Raw genomic sequence first — 18,240 nt, forward strand, 5'->3', positions numbered from 1 at the left:
TGCTTGCATGGGGTGCAATCATTTTGCCTAGCACAGCTAAAGACAGAGCCGTTGTTCGTGCTATGTCGCAATCCATTGCATGTGAAATTCATCCTTTGGATAATTTGCGAGTATTACAATTTTTAGTGAAAGAAATGGGCGTAAGTGAAGAAGATAAAATGAAATGGTACCACCATTGGATCCATCTTGGTTTTAAAGCGCTCGAAATTCAATTGTCTAAAACGGCAGGAAAATATTGTTTTGGTGACAGCCCGACAATGGCTGACATTTGCTTAATACCGCAGGTTTATAATGCCTATCGCTTTAATGTGGATTTATCACAATATCCGAACATTGTTAGAATATGGAACGAATGTAATCAGTTACCAGCGTTTGCACAGGCCGCACCTGAGCAACAACATGATGCCAGTTAACTTAAAAGTATAATGAGCACAGGTGTAAATATTAATCAGTTTGAATTATTTGTATTAGCAATCGTTAATGTTTGCATTTTAATCAGTGAACCATCAAAAATAATGTGCTAGCTTTACCGACTAAATCTAGGTTTTCAGTGAGTGTTATCTATGTCTTGATAAGACTATCTTTTATCAACTTTAGGTCATTTGCTCATTTGATAATGTCGGTACTGATTATGGACTATGAAGCACAATTAAAAGATTGGTTGTTAAGTGATGCAATGAGAATGTCTGCGCTTAAGTTAACTGCGCAGTTTTTTGCTGAAAATGAAGTCGAAGATTGGTTCATTGCCGCAGGCTTTGTTCGTAATTTAGTCTGGGACAAATTACACGATGCTCCTGCGTCTAAATTGAACGATATTGACGTTATTTATTGGTGCCATGAAGAAACCAGTATTTATCGAGACAAACTGATTGAGTTGGCATTAACAGAGCAAATGAATTTACCTTGGTCTGTCAAAAATCAGGCGAGAATGCATAAGAAAAATAACCACCCAGCTTATACATCTTGCATGAACGCCATGTCATATTGGCCTGAAAAGCAAACCGCTATTGCCGTTAAATTAGATGAATACGGTGAGCTATGTGTAGAGTCTGTATTTGGTTTAGAAAGCGTATTTAACTTGACGGTTAACTATAACCCCAAAGCGGATGAGTCAGCATTCATGAAGCGTGTAGCCAGCAAACCTTGGTTTAATCATTACCCGAGATTATCGTTAGAGTTGTAGGTGACGGCCTCAATTGATTAATCTTAGACATTCTGAAACAGGATTTCTATGGTGAATGTAATAACCATTTGGTTTAACCGCTCAGCGGTATCGTCTTCTTTAGTCCATGTATATTCAGGTGTTACTGCGAAAAATAACCATTTTCTAGCGTAGTTTTGACGATATGTTAGGCCGATACTGGCGGTTTCAATATAATGGTAAGGCTCAGTTACACCATTGATCCTCGCTTGATAACTGATTGCTTTAGTATCGCTAAGATATTGATAAAGTTGTAATCCTGTACCTAATTCCCAACCATTATTTTTGTTCTCATATTGAGCAGCACTATTCCATCGCAATAGAAATGACTCATTAAAAGCATGTTCGAAATCAAATTCTGAGGTTTCGCCAGTCACTTTTTTTTCTTGATATAGCGTTTGTGTAAATCGCCATAATGTATTTTGAGAAATAGGGTAGGTATAACGATAACGCGCTTCAATTTTAGGTTTAAAGCTTGCCTTAATATTAAAGCTGGTTCGCTCTTTGGCATACCAATCATAACGTAAACCGACTTCACGTTCATTGTCATCATCTGGACTTTTAATGAATGAAAAAGGGTCGTCCTCACCTGTTGAATCAAGTATTAATTTAAGCTTTTTACTCATACCTGGCAGGTTTAAATGTGCTTTAACGTTAGAGCGGTATTTGAAACCTTCTTTTTCAAAATAGGAAAAGTCATTATACCAACGAACAATAGTGCCAGCTCTTGCATCATCTGTTATTCGCTCGTCAACAAAAAAACTATCAAACCAAATGGCGGGTTCGCAGAACTTGGTATTTAAGTAGGCGAAGGTCTTGTCTAATCGAGTGTCTGATTGCGCATGATCGTAGCAGGGGGAGTGCTCTGTCTCAACAAGCACATTATCACTAGTGTGAATGTCATCAGAGCTAATGTCATCAGAGCTAATGTCATTAGAGTTAATGTCATCAGATTCATTGACCTCAGGAGCTGTTTCATCTCTAGCACGTGCAATTGTGCTGACTTTATTATCAGTACTTGTTGTCAACGCTTGGTCAAGGGTTGTTGATTGGCTGAGGTCTGTATGCGCTGCTGAAACCGCTTGACTAGCAGTTAACACTAGTGAGCAAATTATCTTCCATAAATGGCTGTTCAATCGTAATGTCATTGAAAATGATCACTGCCTTATTACTGTAAATTCCATTTGTATCGCAATCGTATCATTTCTCTATCGATTAAGAGTAACAATTGCTCCTGTAAATAAAGTGTTTGTATGATTAATTACAGGGATTGGTGTTAACAAATTGTGATTTTTAAGCGGGCTTTAAGCATTACATACAAAAAGCATAATCAATGAAATTTGCAGATCAAACCTCTGAACAATCACTTTAAACATCTAAATATAAAGCATCTTTATCAAAGTAAGCTTGGTTTTTGTGATCTTGATCAACGCTGGTAACTACCTATTTAGTTGTAAGGCTTTTTATTGATCTATATCAATATTGTTACGAGGGATTTCTGGCAGTGTAGCGCCAATTGTTAAATGTGTTTACGTAAAAGCACTAATTATGTTGCATGCATGGAGTCGTCATAATGAATAAAAAATTAGCCCTTAGCCTCGTTACCGCTAGCTTACTATCTGCTGGGATTTCTTCTTCAGCTTTTGCTCATCAAGCAGGTGATTTCATCTTTCGAGTGGGCGCAGCGGCAGTTGTACCAAATGAATCTAGCCCTGTTGTTGCGGATATCGCAGAGTTTTCAGTCAATGATGATACTCAAGTCGGTTTAAATTTTGGTTACATGTTAACTGATAATTGGGGGCTTGAATTACTGGCGGCAACACCTTTTAGCCATGATGTTTCATTAGGTGTACTAGGAAAAATTGCTGAAACAAAACATTTACCACCAACTTTAGTCGCTCAATACTATTTTGGTAATGCACAATCTAGCTTACGTCCTTATGTTGGAATAGGAGTTAACTTTACTAACTTTTATGACAATGATTTTACTGATGAAGCTAAGGATTTAGGGCTTGATAACCTAAGCTTAAGCAATTCTTGGGGCCTAGCGGCGCAGGTGGGATTAGATTATCAAATCAATCAAAGCTGGTTAGTGAATGCATCAGTTTGGTATGCACAGATCTCAACAGACGTAGAGTTTGATTTAGGTCCTGATCATGTCGTGGTCGAAACTGATATTGACCCATGGGTTTATATGGTCAGTGTAGGTTATACATTCTAAGCAGTCTTTCTTAGACAAGCTACTTAAATTAAAACAGGAGCCTAAGCTCCTGTTTTTTGTTTTAGATGATGGGGGCATTAGCGCATTAGCGCATATGCCAGATATCAACTTATTTCTTCTTTTTTGTTTTCCAATGGCGAGTATTGTAAATAAACTCTGGTAAACACATTGTCATCCAAGCAATTAGGCGCCAGCGCTTGGTGACATATACTTTTCGCTTACCTTTTTGCATAGCTTTGATAATTTGCGCCGCCACTTTAGGCAAAGGCGGTAACCACAGTTTACTTTGCTGCATCGCTGCTTTATCCAATAAACCTAATTGAATATCGGTAATGGTAATAGGAAGCTTTAATCGCTGCGCATGCATGCTCAAACCTTCGAGGTAGTTTTGTGCATAGGCTTTTGATGCATGGTAAGCCACACTAGGGCCACCACGTAATCCAGCGATTGAATTGATCGCAGCGATTTGGCCATAACCTTGTTCACGCATTAAACGGAAGGTGGTATTGCAAATCGCAGTAAAACCACTGACGTTGACATCAATGATATCTTGCTCTAATTGCCAAGGTAGCGATTCATGATAACCATTAAGCCCTGTATTGACTAAAACCAAATGTGCGCCATCTATGCTTAACCAAACCTTTTCTAATTGGCTAATAATTGCGCTTGGGTTCTCAATATCTAAAGGTAAAACTTCAACTTTAGTGGGTAATTGATCTGCAAACTCTTGCATATCTTCAGGGTTTTGAACAAACAACACCAATGAAACGTTTTGTTGCGCTAATCGAGTGGCGATTTCTTTACTAAGGTGTGAGCTAGCGCCCACTATTATTGCGTTTGCTTGTGTCATACGCTTTATGGCTTCGAAATGATGACCTATGATAAAAACAACTGCTTTCGATAACAAGCAAGAATATTATTCAACGTGAGACGTATAGACTTCCAGAAGTCTTAATGTATGATAAAGGAGAGTGACATGAGTAATGCAGTGAAGCGAATTTTAAGCAAAATGTTGATATCGGTAGCTATCATTGTCGGTCTTGGAGCTTGTGCTTCTAGTAATGACTTAGTGACGGTTTCTGGTGATGTCACTTACCGAGAACGTATCGCTTTACCAGCAGATGCTGTCATTAAAGTGCAGCTTAAAGATGTGTCTTTACAAGATACCAAAGCCATTGTGTTGGCTGAAATGATGTCTGAGAACGCAATGACGCCATATTCATTTGAGTTCCAAATTGCCAGAGATCAGTTTCAGCAGGGTCACACCTATGCGATCGGCGCAAGAATAGAAGTCAATGGCGAGCTGTGGTTTATCAATACTCAGTCTTACATTGTCAATATTGACGAGGTGCAACCCGTTAATGTTGTTGTTAATAAGGTCGGTGGATAAGCGTAACTTCAAAAATCACAGGTTATTACCAATACTTGTGATTATTTGCAGTCAGGCTAATGGCACCGAATATTCAGTAAAAAAGGTGCTTTTAATGCCGGTTAGAATTCCAGATAATTTACCTGCTGCAGAAATTTTAGAATCAGAGAATATCTTTGTGATGTCCGAAACCCGGGCAGCTAATCAAGATATTCGTCCTATGCGGGTACTTGTCTTAAATCTTATGCCTAATAAGATTGAAACCGAAACTCAGTTACTTCGCTTACTAGGAAATACGCCACTGCAAGTGGATGTAGACTTATTGCGCATTCATGATAAAGCCTCTAAACACACCTCTATTGACCATATGAATACTTTTTATCGTGATTTTGAAGCGGTTAAAAGTAAAAACTACGATGGCTTAATTATTACAGGGGCACCGCTCGGTCAGTTAGATTTTGAAGATGTAGTTTACTGGGAGCACATTAAAGAAATTATTGATTGGTCACAGCAACATGTCACTTCGGTACTCTTTCTTTGTTGGGCTGCACATGCAGGTTTATTTCATCTTTATGATTTACATCGAAAATTGTTAGATGAAAAACGTTCTGGGGTTTTTTGTCACCGCCGCAGCACAAAGCCACATCCGCTGCTACGTGGTTTCGATGATGAGTTCTTTGCGCCACATTCTCGTTTTGCTGAAATGAATGTAGCAGACATTAAGCAACATCCAGATCTTGAGGTACTTGCAGAATCAGAACAAGCGGGCGCTTACATTGTACTGAGCCGTAATAGTCGCAATTTGTTTGTGATGGGGCATCCTGAGTATCAAAAATCGACCTTGCAAGATGAATATTTACGTGACCTTGAACAAGGGCTTGAACCATCAGTGCCGACTCATTACTTTAGAAATGATGATCCGAGTCAAGAGGCCATTGCTAGGTGGCATAGTCATGGCAGTTTGTTGGTGAGTAACTGGTTAAACTACTATGTATATCAGCTTACCCCTTATGACCTTTCAGATATGAGTGGTCGAACGCCTTGGGAGTCAAAAAGTTAACTTCGTTATGGTTTAACTTGTAGCTTTATCAAAATCATATACAAACAGTCTTTAATATTTGAGCCATTTAGTCTTACTAGATGGCTCTTTTTGTATATGTTGAAACCAGTAAAATACCCATAAGAATGAGGTATTAAGCTTGGGTTCATACTTGGGAATGAAATGTCCTTGTGTCTATTTCGTCTCAGCAGTTCTTCAGTTAGGGTTTTTGAATACTTAGTTAGCGCAGCTGAGTCTTTCTGAGTAGAAATTTCAAACGGAACTGAATTTTACATGAGGGTATTCAATTGAATAACAACAAATTAATCCCACTAGCCTTAGCTATTGCTGGGCTCTCAGGAAGCTTGCAAGCAGCAGAGCATGCTCCCATACCACAAACTGGCGCATTTGATATGGTGATTGCTGATGAGCAAAAACTGATTCAAATGCTTAAGAAGTCAGGAAAAATCCCACAGTCAGCTAGCTTGAAAGAAGCGGAGTCGGCATTAAAAAGCTATCTTAAAAAGCGTCAAGCTGAAGCGATAGTGAACGCTGCAGCTCAAGATGCAAATATCACCAGCCATTATTCAATGACCAGTGAAATTAAAAGTAAAACTAAAATGGAACGCCGCCATGAAGCGTCGAAAGGCAGTTTAACGGGGCGCTCGATTCGAAACGCACCTGAAAACGTTCAAGAAGAACTTTATGATGGATCAACTCGAGAAGCGCGAGTTTTGGCTATTTTAATGGAGTTTCCAGACTTTGTTCATAACTCAATTTTGCCAGAAGAGTCAGGCATGTATTATGAGGATTACAATCAAGACCACTACCGCCAAATCTTATTTGGTGATGATGGTTGGGTTGCTCCGAATGGTCATCATGCCAATTCATTTAGACAATTCTATGAAAAACAATCTGGTGATAGCTACACAGTAACTGGTGATGTTGCAGGTTGGTATATGGCAACGATGCCTGCAGCATTTTACGGCAACAATGTTGATGGTGATGCCCGCAGCCTAATTCGAGAAGCGCTGACTGCTGCCTCATTAGATCCGAGTTTAGATTTAAGCCAATTTGATATAGAAGATCGCTATGATCTTGATGGTGATGGTAATTATTGGGAACCTGATGGATTAGTGGATCACGTAATGGTGTTCCATTCTGCCGTGGGTGAAGAGGCTGGTGGCGGTCAAGTAGGCGAAGATGCTATTTGGTCACATCGCTGGAACCTCGGTGGCGTATACGGCATTCCAGACTCAAATACTGATGTACCATATTGGGGCGGTTTAATGGGAGCATTTGATTACACCATTGCACCCATCGATAGTGCAGTGGGTGTGATAAGCCATGAGTACGGTCATGATTTAGGATTACCTGATGAATATGATACCCAATACACTGGTGAAGGCGAGCCAGTGTCCATGTGGTCAGTCATGTCTTCAGGAAGCTGGGCTGGTGAGTTAGGTGGTACTGAGCCTGTTGGCTTTAGTCCCTTTGCTAAAGAGCATCTTCAAGCCACTTTAGGCGGAAATTGGCAGCACGGTGCAATCGTTAATTTCGATGATATTCCTCGTCGTGGAGTGGTGGGTTTACTTGATCAAGCATCTAGTAAAGGAACAAATCATGATGTCATTAAGATTACTCTTCCTAATAAAGTTCAAGTGATTACCGAGCCTACGAGTGGCGAATATGCTTACTTCAGTGGTTCAGGCGATAACTTGGAAAATCTAATGGGCGTTGCTGTTGATCTTAGCGATGCAACGACGGCTTCACTGCAATTTCAAGCTTGGTACGATATCGAAACAGACTGGGATTACGCCTATGTCATGGCTGTAGGCGAGTTTGGACAAGTGATGCTAGAGGGCAATATTACCTCTACAACCAATCCAAATGATACCAACCTAGGTAACGGTATTACCGGAGTTTCAGCTGGATGGATTAATGCAGAGTTTGATTTAACCTCGCTTGCAGGCAATGCATTTAATCTTTACGTGATGTATCAAACTGATGGCGCGGTAACGAACCCAGGTATGTATGTTGATGATATTAATCTAGTCGTTGATGACGTTGAGACCTTTACTGCGAATGCAGATTCATCACCTGAAGTGATGATGTTAAATGGTTTTGAGGTGTCTTCAGGTTCATCGGAAACAGAGCATTACTATCTGGTTGAGTGGCGTACACATCATGGCGTTGATAGCGGCTTAGAGCATATTAATGTTGCCGGACAGCCAATGACCTATGAGAAAGGTATGTTGATTTGGTATGTTGATAATCAATATTCTGACAACTGGGTTGGAGTGCATCCTGGCGATGGTTTCTTAGGTGTGGTCGATGCAGATCAAAATACCTTGTCTTGGAGTAATGGCAATATTGCGACGACTCGTTATCAAATTCACGACGCAACGTTCAGAATAGATAGACCAGAGAAAATGTTTATCGATTTGTCTGAGCAATACGGCATTACTATGTATGACAACCGCACTCGTGCTCAACGTACCTTCAGAGACTCAAGAGATTATACCGGCGGTGACTTGTTAGATGCTGGGCGTAATATTCCTGAGTATGGTTTAACTATTCGGTTAATAAACCAAAGTGAAGACAGAAGTGTTGGTGCAGTAATGATTACCAAGTAGATTTACTCAAATTTAATTGGATTAAATTAAACAAAAGCGCTGATTTCAGCGCTTTTTTACATTTTAATTTAGAAAATTAATTAAACAGCAATTTGGGTGATACCTGCGGGAAATTGACTCTTTTTAGTTAATTCAAACGCTAACTATCCTCAATTTAGTCCTATCGACTCAATAGTGGTGCAGAGACTGGCGTATACACCTATATGTTTTATCGTTGTATTTATTACATTCTAGCCATGTTGGTATAGTGTTAACTTATTATGCCGCTAAATTGTTATACTGATATGGTTATAGCAGGTTAAAAATAGTTGTCGTAGATTAAATATGATTGTCGTAGGTTAATTATGGTTTTCGCAGATAAAAAGGAAATTTGGTGCTAATTCATTCCTTCATGAATAAATTAAACGCGAGCAATAAACCTATCGTCATCTTGAGCATGTTGCTATGCATCATGTCATTCAGTTTTCCTATATTAGCCAATGAAGCTAATAATCCAGACGCTAGTCCAGTTTCTAAAAAAGAAATATCAAAACCTAAACCTACAGAGCTATCCGCCACTGACATTAGCCAACTAAAATTAACTTTATCCTCTATTGAGCTGGCTGATGAAAAGTTAGCTTTTCTTATGGAGAAAAAGAGCGAAATAGCCTATTGGGACGTCCATCAACAAGCCGAATTTTATGTGCTATTAGCAATAGAGCAAGAGGCTGTTGGTCAACTTGATAGTGCTTACGATAGCTATAGTCATATTGTTAGTATGCTAGAAAGAGAGCCCATTTCTGACTTATTGGTTATTGCGTATATTGAGCGTTCTTTTATCAAATATTTACAAACGAATGTGAAAGCCAATTATTGCCCTGATAGAGAGCATGCGCTGGGGCTTGCTCGCCAATTAAACTCACCTGATACTCTGGTAAAAGCGTTAACCCAAAGCGCATTTTGCTATGCCGATGTGGATATTTTTGAAGAAGGCTTATCAAGGTTAGATGAAGCCTTGATGTTAGCCAAGAAGCATCAATTTACAGCTAACCGACAGGCAATGATTTATAACTCCACGGGAGCGATTTATCGCGCAAACGGATTACATAAATACGCTTACGAATACTTTCGTGAAGCATATAATTTATGGCGCTCAGTCGACGACCACCAAGATGTGTTTAATATGCTCCACAATATGGTGGGTGAATCGATAAAAGTGTCTGACTGGGAACAGGCTGAAATAGCCGTTGCTGGATTATTTGATTTGGCGAGGCAGCACCCTGAATTCGATGACTTTATGTTTTTTGCTCATCATAACGCGGGGCGTAGCTATTTTTTTAAGCAAGACTTTCAACGAGCAGTGGAGCATTTACACAGTGCTTTGCAGCTTAAAGCGCAGACCAATGAAACATTTTTTATCGATATAACCATCGGCTATCTTTCCTTAAGTTATATGCAGCAAAACGAAGTGGATAAAGCATTTGAAATGGCGTCACAATTTATTCATTCCAATAGCTATCAATCAAGCCCCAAATTTTTGCAAACATCGGTCCTAGCTTTAGATAAATTTGCGCAAAAAGATTATCAAAACAGTTTTAATATTTTACTCACTAGCTTAGGTAATGAACGCAAAACTTATGCGTCGATTATGGACAAAGATGTGATTTATTCTTCGTTAGAGCACAGTGCTAAAGTTGCGGAGTATGAGGTTAAAATTCTCGAGAACCAGCTGTCGATTAATCTGTTGAAATTAAAATCTGAAATAGATAAACAGCAAATCTCTAAGTTGAGCTTAACGGTAACAGCGTTAATCATTGCCGTTTTATTGGTGATGATGGCATTTTTAGTGCAGTCACGACGCTTTTTTAAACGCCGTTCTCAAACTGATTATATGACTGGTATTTCCAATCGCCGCTATACCATGGAACAAGGTAATAAATTATTTGCACTGGCTAAAAAGCGCAATGAACCACTCGCTGTTATCATTTTTGATATTGATAAGTTCAAAATTATTAATGACACATATGGGCATGCCGTAGGTGACTTAGCCATTAAAGCGACCGCGAGTAAAGCAAGACACTGGTTTAAAAAATCGGATATTCTGGGTCGTATCGGTGGCGAAGAGTTTTTTACTCATTTTGCCTAACACTGACTTAGACCAAGCCGTTGAGGTTGCTGAACGATTACGTATCAGCATTGAACAACATCAATTCAAATTTAATGATATTACCCTTGAGTTTACAATAAGCTTAGGGGTGAGTATTAAGCATGATGATTCTGACAACTTAGCTCAAATGATTAAAGCGGCCGATGCTGGCTTATATAAAGCGAAAAACAGCGGTCGTAATCAGGTGTTTTCTGCATGATGAGCTAACCAAACAAAAATAAAGATCAAATAACTACAATGCTGGCAGTCATACGACCTGGTAGTCAGATTGATAAACGAGATCTAAGCCATTCCTCCTCCTTTAAAATGTAATTTTTTCAATTGCTTATCCTGTTTGTAAATTTTCAATGACAGCGATTTAAAATTCTTAATGTTTATTTAACTGATTTCTCTTGCTTTACGTTAGCGTAAACGTCAGAGTGTGATTATTGAACTAGATCACATTTTACTGTGTATTAATCTCGGCCATGTTAAGCCGGTTTACAGCGGAGAAGTTATGAGTACAACACTTTCATCACCACAAGATATCGTTATCGTTGCAGCAAAACGTACCCCAATGGGTGGTTTTCAAGGCGCATTGTCAGCCGTTACATCTCCTACATTAGCCGCGACAGCAATCAAAGGCTTAGTGGCGCAAACTAATATCGATACTCAACAAATTGATGAAGTGTTAATGGGCTGTGTGTTACCAGCAGGTTTAGGCCAAGCGCCTGCACGTCAAGCAACCTTAGGGGCTGATTTGCCATTAAGTGTTGGTGCTACCACAGTCAATAAAGTCTGCGGCTCAGGTATGAAAACCGTCATGATGGCGCATGATTTAATTAAAGCGGGTTCGAGCGAAGTGGTGATTGCTGGTGGCATGGAAAGCATGACACAAGCACCATACTTACTTGATAAAGCGCGTGGCGGTATGCGTATGGGGCATGGCAAAGTGTTAGACCATATGTTCCTTGATGGACTCGAAGATGCTTACACTGGCGGTGCAATGGGTACTTTCGCGCAAAAAACGGCAGATGACTTTGGTTTAACCCGCGAAGGTATGGATCAATTCGCCCTAAACTCACTTGAAAAAGCCAACGCTGCGATTAATTCAGGCGCGTTTAAGCAAGAAGTTGTGCCTGTGACCATTTCAAGTCGCCGTGGTGATGTCACTATCGATACTGATGAGCAACCGGGTAACGCCCGTCCTGAAAAAATTCCAACTCTGCGACCTGCATTTGCTAAAGACGGCACGATTACAGCGGCAAACTCTAGCTCAATTTCAGATGGTGCAGCTGCACTTATGTTAATGAGCCGCGAAAAAGCGGAGTCGTTAGGGCTTGATGTGATGGCCACAATTAAAGGCCACACAACTCATTCGCAAGAACCATCAATGTTTACCACCGCGCCTGTAGGCGCAATGAATAAATTATTCGACAAAGTGAACTGGTCTAAGGCTGACGTTGATTTATTTGAAATCAATGAAGCGTTCGCAATGGTGACCATGCTTGCAATCAGTGAGCTACAACTTGATGAATCAAAAGTAAATATTAATGGCGGTGCCTGCGCTTTAGGTCATCCAATTGGTTGTTCTGGTACACGTGTATTAGTGACGTTAATCCATGCGCTTAAAGCGAAAGGATTAACCAAAGGTGTGGCGTCATTATGTATCGGTGGCGGCGAAGCCACTGCGATGGCGATTGAAGTCTAGTCATAACGTTTTTAATGACAAAAAGTACAGTTGTAAAAGATTAGAAATTCAACAAGACGTAAGTACTGGACTAGCTTGGCAATTTATATAGCCACAATAAAACAGCAGCCAGTACTTAACTTTAAATGAGCTTTGGGGCTCAACAGGGATTTAGGAAGCAACATGACGGTTCAAGTTAAACATTATATTAATGGCGAATTTACCGAAGGCGTAGGTTCACAGGTTATATCAGTTACTAATCCAGCAGATAACCAGGTCATTGCTAACATCAATGCAGCTACTGCTGACGAAGTGAATCAAGCAATTCATAGTGCCAAAGAAGCATTTACAACATGGAAAGAAGTACCTGTTTCTGAACGTGCGCGCGTGATGCTTCGCTACCAGCACCTTTTAAAAGAACACCATGATGAGCTGGCTACGATTCTAGCGCAAGAAACAGGTAAAACCTTTGAAGATGCCAAAGGTGATGTTTGGCGCGGAATTGAAGTGGCGGAGCATGCATGTAATATCGCTTCTATGATGATGGGCGAAACCGTTGAAAATGTTGCCCGTAATATCGATACCTACAGCTACACTCAACCATTAGGTGTTTGTGCGGGTATTACACCGTTTAACTTTCCTGCAATGATCCCATTGTGGATGTTCCCACTCGCCATTGCTTGCGGTAATACCTTTATTCTCAAGCCTTCAGAACAAGATCCAATGACTCCGCAACGCTTAGTTGAGTTGTTTGTTGAAGCTGGCGCGCCAAAAGGTGTGTTGCAGCTTGTTCACGGTGACAAAGCTGCGGTAGATATTTTATTAAATGATTCTGCCATCAAAGCTATTTCATTCGTGGGTTCTGTCGGTGTAGGGCAATACATTTACAAAACAGGTACAGATAACCTAAAACGCGTTCAAGCCTTTGCAGGTGCGAAAAACCACTGTGTGATTATGCCTGATGCCAATAAACAGCAAGTGATCAACAACATGGTTGGTGCATCGGTTGGCGCTGCAGGTCAACGTTGTATGGCTATTTCTGTGGCGGTATTTGTAGGCGCTGCAAAAGAATGGATCCCAGAGCTTAAAGAAGCATTAGCCAAAGTACGTCCAGGTTTATGGGATGATAAAAATGCAGCTTATGGCCCGGTAATAAGCCCTGCAGCTAAAGATCGAGTCCTTAAGTTGATTGCTCAAGGTAAAGAAGAAGGCGCTGAGTGCTTACTTGATGGCAGCGATTTTACTGTTGAAGGTTACGAGTCGGGTAATTGGATTGGACCAACAATGTTCAGTAATGTCACTACTGATATGGCGATTTACAAAGAAGAAATTTTTGGCCCAGTACTGTGTTGTATGGAAGCTGACGATTTAGATGAAGCAATTGAACTGGTTAATAACAGCCCTTATGGCAATGGCACGTCAATCTTTACTGCATCTGGCGGCGCGGCGCGTAAGTATCAACATCATATCGAAGTAGGACAAGTAGGGATTAACGTACCTATTCCTGTACCACTGCCATTTTTCTCTTTCACTGGCTGGAAAGGCAGTTTCTATGGCGATCAGCATGCTTATGGTAAGCAAGCTGTGCGTTTTTACACTGAAACAAAAACCATTACTTCACGCTGGTTTGCAGACGAAGTGGTCAGTGGCCCGAATATGAGTATCGATCTTAAATAGTCATGCTTAAGTAATCATGTCTAAATCATGCTTAAGTCATGATTTAACATGCTTAGCGTAAATCGTTTCACCAAGGCCTTCTTTTGGGAGAAGGCCTTTTACAACGTAAATAACAAGTCAGCAAGACGCTGCGACAACAACCATTCACGTATAGCATCACCGCACATCGAGCAGTATAGCTCCACCTAATAATTTCGCGGGATGTTAAGCGCACCAAATGACCTAAGAGTCATAGTAAAAAAGGATTCAGACCATGGATTTTAATTTCAACGAAGACCAACGCCAATTCGCCGATCTTGCTCGTCAATTTGCAGCAGAAGAGCTAGCGCCTTTTGCCGCTCAATGGGATGAAGAACATCATTTTCCAAAAGACGTATTAAAAAAAGCAGGCGAGCTTGGTTTCTGCTCATTGTACTCACCAGAATCTGAAGGTGGCATGGGCTTATCTCGCCTTGATGCATCAATCATTTTTGAAGAGTTATCTCATGGTTGTACAGCGACAACTGCGATGTTAACGATTCATAATATGGCCACATGGATGGTTACAACATGGGGCACCGAAACCTTACGCCAGCAATGGTCTGAGGGGTTAACTACTGGTCAATTATTGGCATCTTACTGTTTAACCGAGCCAGGTGCGGGCAGTGATGCGGCATCATTGCAAACCAAAGCCGTTAAAGATGGTGATGATTACATCATTAATGGTTCAAAAATGTTTATTTCAGGTGCGGGTGAAACTGAGTTACTAGTCGTAATGTGCCGCACAGGCGAAGCAGGGGCTAAAGGTATTTCAGCTATTGCGATTCCTGCCGATGCTGCTGGGGTTACTTACGGCAAAGCTGAAGACAAGATGGGCTGGAACGCGCAGCCGACCCGTTTAATTAGTTTTGAAAATGTCCGTATACCGCAAGCAAATTTACTTGGTGAAGAAGGCCAAGGCTTTACTTTTGCAATGAAAGGACTGGATGGCGGCCGAATCAATATCGCGACTTGTTCAGTGGGCACTGCTCAAGCAGCCTTAGAGCGTGCAACCGAATACATGAATGAACGTAAGCAATTTGGCAAACCTATTGCTGCTTTTCAAGGATTACAGTTCAAGTTAGCCGATATGGCAACTGAGTTAGTCGCTGCCCGTCAAATGGTGCGTTTAGCGGCATTTAAACTTGACCAGAACGACCCTGAAGCTACCGCATATTGCGCAATGGCGAAACGATTTGCCACAGATATTGGCTTTCAAGTGTGTGATAGCGCGCTGCAAATTCATGGTGGCTATGGTTATATTCGTGAATACCCACTTGAACGTCATTTCAGAGATGTAAGAGTGCATCAAATTCTTGAAGGCACCAATGAAATCATGCGTTTAATTATTGCGCGTCGCTTATTAGATGAAAATGCTCACGCGATTCTGTAACGACTTCATAAAGGGAAAATTATGACAGCTATCATTGAAACCATTGAGGGTAATACTGCAGTATTAACCCTCAATAACCCACCTGCTCATACATGGACGGCAGAAAGCCTTTCATTATTAAAAAGCATAGTGCTGCGCCTAAATGACAATAAAGACATTTATGCTTTAGTGATTACCGGAGCGGGCGAGAAGTTTTTTTCAGCGGGCGCGGATTTAAATATTTTTGCAGATGGTGACAAACAAAATGCAGCATTAATGGCACAACACTTTGGTGAAGCGTTTGAAGCTCTAAGTGCTTTTCGTGGTGTGTCGATAGCAGCGATTAATGGTTATGCCATGGGGGGCGGGCTAGAAGTGGCTCTGGCATGTGACTTACGCATTGCAGAATCCCATGCTCAAATGGCATTACCTGAAGCCACTGTTGGTCTACTCCCTTGTGCGGGTGGTACTCAAAACTTAACAGCATTGGTTGGCGAAGGTTGGGCAAAACGGATGATTTTGTGTGGCGAAAGAATCAAAGCTGATAAAGCGCTGCAAATAGGCTTAGTCGAAGAGGTTGTCGAACTAGGTCAAGGATTAGTCACTGCAATGGCGCTAGCTGAGAAAGTGGCTCGTCAATCTCCAAGCAGTGTGAGTGTGTGCAAAACCTTAATTCAAGCTGGCCGTAGCCAACCACGCACGCAAGCGTTACCTTTAGAACGGGAATTATTTGTCGGCTTATTTGATACTGAAGATCAAGCTGAAGGGGTTAATGCCTTTTTAGATAAACGTGCAGCTAAATGGAAGAATTGCTAATGACTCAAGATGTAATATTTCAAACCTTAGGGACATTATCCGGTAAATCAATTGGTGTGGTTACGCTCAATATTGAAAAAGCCTTAAATGCATTAAACCTTGATATGGTGCAAGCCATGACCAAGCAATTACAGGCTTGGAAAGACGATAATGATATTGCCTTTGTGGTGCTTGATGGCGCTGGAGATAAAGCATTTTGCGCCGGTGGTGATGTTCGGGCAATTTATCATGCTTCAATTGCTAACCCTAATACCATGACCGCAGAAGCGTGCGACTTTTTCAGTCAAGAATATCAATTAGATTATTTGCTGCATCAATACGAAAAACCTGTCTTAGTCTGGGGCGACGGTATCGTGATGGGCGGAGGTTTAGGTTTAATGGCTGGAGGCAGTCACCGGGTATTAACTGAGCGAAGCCGCATTGCTATGCCTGAAATCACCATTGGGTTATATCCTGATGTGGGTGGCAGTTATTTCCTGAATCGAATGCCTGGTAAAATCGGCTTATTTTTAGGGCTAACTGCATATAACATGAATGCGGCCGATGCATTGTTTGTCAATGTCGGTAATCATTTCATGGCAAGTGACGACAAAGAACCATTATTTGATGCCATTGCTGAAGTGAGCTGGAGTGACTACGCTGCATTAAATCATCAGCAATTGAGTTTATTGCTTAATAAAATGCAAACCAGCTCGAACGCTGAAATAGGTCAAAGTCCATTGTCTGATTTTCAGCCGCAAATTGATCAATTGATGACAGGTGAAATTGAAGAAGTTCATCATCAAATTACCAGTTTAGAAACAGAGCTTGATTGGCTTAAACGCGCGCAAAAAACAGCTCTGGCTGGCAGTCCATTAAGTTGGTTCCTGATATTTGCTCAAGCCAATCTTGGTACGACTAAAACACTGGCAGAATCTTTTAAATGGGAATTAGGTGTAAGCGTTAATTGTTGTTCTCATGGTGATTTTTGTGAAGGTGTTCGTGCACTATTAATTGATAAAGACCGTCAGCCTCAATGGCATTTTAGTCATGCAAGTGACGTCACTGCACAAGCCGTTACCCAATTACTGACATCACCTTGGGATGCTGATAAGCACCCTTTAAAAGACATCTAAAAGGAATTTATTATGGCCACAGTAGCATTTATTGGTTTAGGTAATATGGGCGGCCCGATGGCGGCTAACTTGATTAAAGCGGGAATGACAGTCACCGTTTTTGATTTAGTACCTGCGGCGGTTGAAGCGTTAACAGCTCAAGGTGCGTTGAGTGCTAAAACCGCTTGTGGTGCAGCGGCCTCAGCTGATTTTGTCATAACCATGCTGCCAGCAGGTAAACATGTACGTCATTTATATTTGGGTGACGACGATACAAAAGGCCTGTTGGATGTTGTATCAAAAGAAGCTGTGTTAATTGATTGCTCCACCATTGATGCTGAGTCTGCACAAGTGGTTGGTAAGCATGCACAAGCTAAAGGCATCGAGTTTATGGATGCACCTGTATCAGGTGGCACAGCTGGCGCAGCAGCAGGTACATTGACCTTTATTTGTGGTGGCAGTGATAATGCTTATGAGAAAGCCCAAACCGTGTTAACTGTCATGGGAGCCAATATTTTTCATGCTGGCGCCGCTGGTGCAGGTCAAATCGCTAAAATTTGTAATAATATGCTGTTATCAGTATTAATGGTCGGCACCAGTGAGTCATTACAATTAGGTATTGATAATGGTTTAGACCCTAAAGTGTTATCTGATATCATGAAAGTCAGCAGTGGCGGCAATTGGACCTTAGAGAAATATAATCCCTGTCCTGATGTGATGGAAAATGTGCCTTCTTCAAATGATTATCAAGGCGGCTTTATGGTTGACTTGATGGTGAAAGATTTAGGATTATCACAGCAAACATCAGTGGCATCGAATTCAAGTACACCTATGGGTTCGTTAGCACGCAGCATGTATGTAAACCATGCTCGTCAAGGCAATGGTCGCCGTGATTTCTCAAGCATATTTGAGCAATTTACACCTGCTGATAAAAAATAGAGAATTTGAATACTGAGGTTTGATTAAGAAACCTCAGGTTAAT

The 18,240-nt window shown here is 41.0% G+C and carries 15 protein-coding genes and 1 pseudogene; 14 read left to right on the plus strand and 2 right to left on the minus strand.

Translation table 11 applies throughout. The features are described from left to right. Positions 1–14: 14 nt before the first annotated feature. Both maiA and Q4600_RS09765 read left to right on the plus strand, forming a co-directional pair. Positions 15–413: pseudogene (maiA, locus tag Q4600_RS09760) on the plus strand (maleylacetoacetate isomerase); the annotation flags it as partial. Positions 414–631: 218 nt separating this feature from the next. Next, positions 632–1,183: a nucleotidyltransferase family protein gene (locus Q4600_RS09765; RefSeq protein WP_303515789.1), complete on the plus strand. Its 552-nt coding sequence runs from the start codon at positions 632–634 to the stop codon at positions 1,181–1,183. Positions 1,184–1,206: 23 nt separating this feature from the next. On the opposite strand, the gene Q4600_RS09770 is transcribed toward Q4600_RS09765, so the two are convergent. Further along, a complete protein-coding gene (locus Q4600_RS09770; RefSeq protein ID WP_303515792.1) occupies positions 1,207–2,349 on the minus strand; it encodes a hypothetical protein in 1,143 nt (380 codons plus the stop codon). Positions 2,350–2,774: 425 nt separating this feature from the next. On the opposite strand from Q4600_RS09770, the gene ompW reads away from it, so the two are divergent. Then, positions 2,775–3,422 (plus strand): outer membrane protein OmpW, encoded by a 648-nt coding sequence (gene ompW, locus Q4600_RS09775; RefSeq protein ID WP_303515795.1) that lies wholly within the window; start codon positions 2,775–2,777, stop codon positions 3,420–3,422. A 109-nt stretch (positions 3,423–3,531) separates the two neighbouring features. Here the strand turns inward: ompW and Q4600_RS09780 are convergent, their stop codons facing one another. Then, on the minus strand, positions 3,532–4,272 hold the full coding sequence (locus Q4600_RS09780; RefSeq protein WP_248954729.1) for an SDR family oxidoreductase: 741 nt from the start codon (positions 4,270–4,272) through the stop codon (positions 3,532–3,534). Positions 4,273–4,398: 126 nt separating this feature from the next. On the opposite strand from Q4600_RS09780, the gene Q4600_RS09785 reads away from it, so the two are divergent. From Q4600_RS09785 to mmsB, 11 genes are all read left to right on the plus strand, one after another. Beyond that, positions 4,399–4,812 carry a YbaY family lipoprotein gene (locus Q4600_RS09785; RefSeq protein WP_229368882.1) on the plus strand — a complete coding sequence of 138 codons (414 nt, stop codon included), beginning with the start codon at positions 4,399–4,401 and terminating at the stop codon, positions 4,810–4,812. Between the two features lie 94 nt (positions 4,813–4,906). Beyond that, the gene (gene metA, locus Q4600_RS09790; protein WP_102526303.1) at positions 4,907–5,851 is read left to right on the plus strand and encodes a homoserine O-succinyltransferase; all 945 of its coding nucleotides are present in this window, start codon (positions 4,907–4,909) and stop codon (positions 5,849–5,851) included. A 287-nt stretch (positions 5,852–6,138) separates the two neighbouring features. After that, positions 6,139–8,466 (plus strand): immune inhibitor A domain-containing protein, encoded by a 2,328-nt coding sequence (locus Q4600_RS09795; protein WP_303515800.1) that lies wholly within the window; start codon positions 6,139–6,141, stop codon positions 8,464–8,466. 373 nt (positions 8,467–8,839) lie between these two features. Beyond that, complete coding sequence (locus Q4600_RS09800) at positions 8,840–10,591, plus strand: GGDEF domain-containing protein (RefSeq protein ID WP_303515802.1); 1,752 nt, start codon at positions 8,840–8,842, stop codon at positions 10,589–10,591. Beyond that, positions 10,560–10,811 (plus strand): GGDEF domain-containing protein, encoded by a 252-nt coding sequence (locus Q4600_RS09805; protein WP_303515804.1) that lies wholly within the window; start codon positions 10,560–10,562, stop codon positions 10,809–10,811. Before Q4600_RS09800 ends, Q4600_RS09805 begins: the two co-directional genes overlap by 32 nt. Before the next feature lie 297 nt (positions 10,812–11,108). Then, complete coding sequence (locus tag Q4600_RS09810; RefSeq protein WP_303515806.1) at positions 11,109–12,302, plus strand: acetyl-CoA C-acyltransferase; 1,194 nt, start codon at positions 11,109–11,111, stop codon at positions 12,300–12,302. Between the two features lie 162 nt (positions 12,303–12,464). Further along, positions 12,465–13,958, plus strand: coding sequence for a CoA-acylating methylmalonate-semialdehyde dehydrogenase (locus tag Q4600_RS09815; RefSeq protein WP_229368877.1), 1,494 nt, complete (start codon positions 12,465–12,467; stop codon positions 13,956–13,958). A 253-nt stretch (positions 13,959–14,211) separates the two neighbouring features. After that, the gene (locus tag Q4600_RS09820; protein ID WP_102526308.1) at positions 14,212–15,369 is read left to right on the plus strand and encodes an acyl-CoA dehydrogenase family protein; all 1,158 of its coding nucleotides are present in this window, start codon (positions 14,212–14,214) and stop codon (positions 15,367–15,369) included. 21 nt (positions 15,370–15,390) lie between these two features. Then, positions 15,391–16,164: an enoyl-CoA hydratase gene (locus tag Q4600_RS09825; RefSeq protein WP_303515809.1), complete on the plus strand. Its 774-nt coding sequence runs from the start codon at positions 15,391–15,393 to the stop codon at positions 16,162–16,164. Further along, on the plus strand, positions 16,164–17,279 hold the full coding sequence (locus Q4600_RS09830) for an enoyl-CoA hydratase/isomerase family protein (protein ID WP_303515811.1): 1,116 nt from the start codon (positions 16,164–16,166) through the stop codon (positions 17,277–17,279). Before Q4600_RS09825 ends, Q4600_RS09830 begins: the two co-directional genes overlap by 1 nt. A 12-nt stretch (positions 17,280–17,291) precedes the next feature. Then, on the plus strand, positions 17,292–18,197 hold the full coding sequence (mmsB, locus tag Q4600_RS09835; RefSeq protein WP_303515813.1) for a 3-hydroxyisobutyrate dehydrogenase: 906 nt from the start codon (positions 17,292–17,294) through the stop codon (positions 18,195–18,197). The last annotated feature ends 43 nt before the right edge of the window (positions 18,198–18,240 follow it).

Origin of the sequence: Shewanella sp. 2_MG-2023 (assembly GCF_030548905.1) — a bacterium.
Taxonomy (GTDB): domain Bacteria; phylum Pseudomonadota; class Gammaproteobacteria; order Enterobacterales; family Shewanellaceae; genus Shewanella; species Shewanella electrodiphila.

What these genes read in the sequence shown, in the direction of transcription:
- Q4600_RS09825 (WP_303515809.1), top strand. Translation starts at nt 15,391, where the DNA reads ATGACAGCTATCATTGAAACCATTGAGGGTAATACTGCAGTATTAACC.
- Q4600_RS09770 (WP_303515792.1), bottom strand. Translation starts at nt 2,349, where the DNA reads ATGACATTACGATTGAACAGCCATTTATGGAAGATAATTTGCTCACTA.
- metA (WP_102526303.1), top strand. Translation starts at nt 4,907, where the DNA reads ATGCCGGTTAGAATTCCAGATAATTTACCTGCTGCAGAAATTTTAGAA.
- ompW (WP_303515795.1), top strand. Translation starts at nt 2,775, where the DNA reads ATGAATAAAAAATTAGCCCTTAGCCTCGTTACCGCTAGCTTACTATCT.
- Q4600_RS09820 (WP_102526308.1), top strand. Translation starts at nt 14,212, where the DNA reads ATGGATTTTAATTTCAACGAAGACCAACGCCAATTCGCCGATCTTGCT.
- Q4600_RS09810 (WP_303515806.1), top strand. Translation starts at nt 11,109, where the DNA reads ATGAGTACAACACTTTCATCACCACAAGATATCGTTATCGTTGCAGCA.
- Q4600_RS09785 (WP_229368882.1), top strand. Translation starts at nt 4,399, where the DNA reads ATGAGTAATGCAGTGAAGCGAATTTTAAGCAAAATGTTGATATCGGTA.
- mmsB (WP_303515813.1), top strand. Translation starts at nt 17,292, where the DNA reads ATGGCCACAGTAGCATTTATTGGTTTAGGTAATATGGGCGGCCCGATG.
- Q4600_RS09830 (WP_303515811.1), top strand. Translation starts at nt 16,164, where the DNA reads ATGACTCAAGATGTAATATTTCAAACCTTAGGGACATTATCCGGTAAA.
- Q4600_RS09765 (WP_303515789.1), top strand. Translation starts at nt 632, where the DNA reads ATGGACTATGAAGCACAATTAAAAGATTGGTTGTTAAGTGATGCAATG.
- Q4600_RS09815 (WP_229368877.1), top strand. Translation starts at nt 12,465, where the DNA reads ATGACGGTTCAAGTTAAACATTATATTAATGGCGAATTTACCGAAGGC.
- Q4600_RS09780 (WP_248954729.1), bottom strand. Translation starts at nt 4,272, where the DNA reads ATGACACAAGCAAACGCAATAATAGTGGGCGCTAGCTCACACCTTAGT.